The organism is Stenotrophomonas pictorum JCM 9942, assembly GCF_001310775.1.
Lineage (GTDB): Bacteria > Pseudomonadota > Gammaproteobacteria > Xanthomonadales > Xanthomonadaceae > Stenotrophomonas > Stenotrophomonas pictorum.
On sequence record NZ_BAZI01000590.1, the window covers coordinates 1 to 1,250 of the forward strand.

At 66.5% G+C, this 1,250-nt stretch carries 2 protein-coding genes; both read left to right on the plus strand.

The window, feature by feature from the left end; all coding sequences use genetic code 11:
• Window positions 1-245, plus strand: a 245-nt coding sequence (locus tag JCM9942_RS16295) for a GntP family permease (protein WP_218185517.1), incomplete at its 5' end; no start/stop codon positions are given.
• Between the two features lie 4 nt (window positions 246-249).
• Window positions 250-1,125: a MurR/RpiR family transcriptional regulator gene (locus JCM9942_RS16300; RefSeq protein ID WP_199398882.1), complete on the plus strand. Its 876-nt coding sequence runs from the start codon at window positions 250-252 to the stop codon at window positions 1,123-1,125.
• The last annotated feature ends 125 nt before the right edge of the window (window positions 1,126-1,250 follow it).

A 1,250-nucleotide genomic window follows, 5' to 3' on the forward strand; every position in this document is an offset into this window, starting at 1 on the left:
CCACCGCCTCGGGCATCGTCGCCCCGATCGCCGCCGCGCTGGGCTATCCGCACCCGGAACTGCTGGTGCTGGCCACCGGCGCCGGCTCGGTTGTGCTGTCACACGTCAATGACGGTGGCTTCTGGCTGGTCAAGGAATACTTCAACATGAGCGTGGCCCAGACCTTCAAGACCTGGACCGTGCTTGAAACCCTCATCTCCATCACCGCGCTGCTGCTGGTGATGGCCCTTGCCGCGGTGCTCTGAACCGATGACCTCCACCATGTTCGATATCGTCTACGAACTACGCCAGCGGCTGCATGAATTCAGCCCGGTCGAAGCCCGCATCGCCCACACCATCCTTGCCGATGTGGACGCTGCCGCCCAGTACGGTGTCACCGAGCTGGCCGATCGCGCCGACGTCAGTGCCGCGGCCATCTCGCGATTTGCCAAGACCCTGGGCTGCGAACACGTGCGCGAACTGCGCGCCCGCCTGGCCTCGGCCGGCGCGGTCGGCAAGCGCTTCCTCGAACAGCAGAACGCGCCGCCGGTCTCAGCCCTGTATGCGCAGATCTGCGATGACATCGAAGCCAGCCTGCGCCACAACCTGGCCAACCTGAAGGAAAGCGTGGTGCAGGATCTGGCCGACGCGTTGTGCCAGGCCCGGCGCATCCATGTGTTCGGCATCGGTGGCTGCTCGACCGTGTTCTCGCAGGAGATGCAGAACCGGCTGATGCGTTTCGGCCTGCCGATCTCGGCCTGCAGCGACGCGGTCACGATGAAGATGATCGCCGCAACCCTCGGTCCGAAGGATGTGGTGCTGGCCCTGTCGGTCAGCGGCATCACCCCGGAGATCGTCTCGGCCATCGACATCGCCCGTACCTATGGCGCGCGCGTGGGCGCCATCACCCGCGCCGACACGCTGCTGTCCGAACGCAGCGACTGGCTGCTGCCGATCAGCATCGAGGAAACGGATTTCGTGTTCAAACCCTCGGCCTCGCGCTACGCGATGATGCTGGCCATCGACGTGCTGGCCACCACCGTCGCGCTCAACAACGCCAGCGACAACCACGAGCACCTGCGCCGCATCAAGCTGGCGCTGGACCGCTACCGCGGCGGCGATTCGCGCCTGCCCCTGGGCGACTGATCCGTGTACGAGCTCCTTATCCGCAACGCCCTCGTCTTCGATGGCAACGACCGGCCCGCGGTCCGCGCCGATGTGGCCATCAACGGCGGCCGCATTGCCGCCATCGGCCGGCTCGCCGGCCCGGC

Bases quoted from the DNA above. Each gene is read 5' to 3' on its own strand.
- JCM9942_RS16300 (WP_199398882.1), top strand. From the start codon at position 250: ATGACCTCCACCATGTTCGATATCGTCTACGAACTACGCCAGCGGCTG.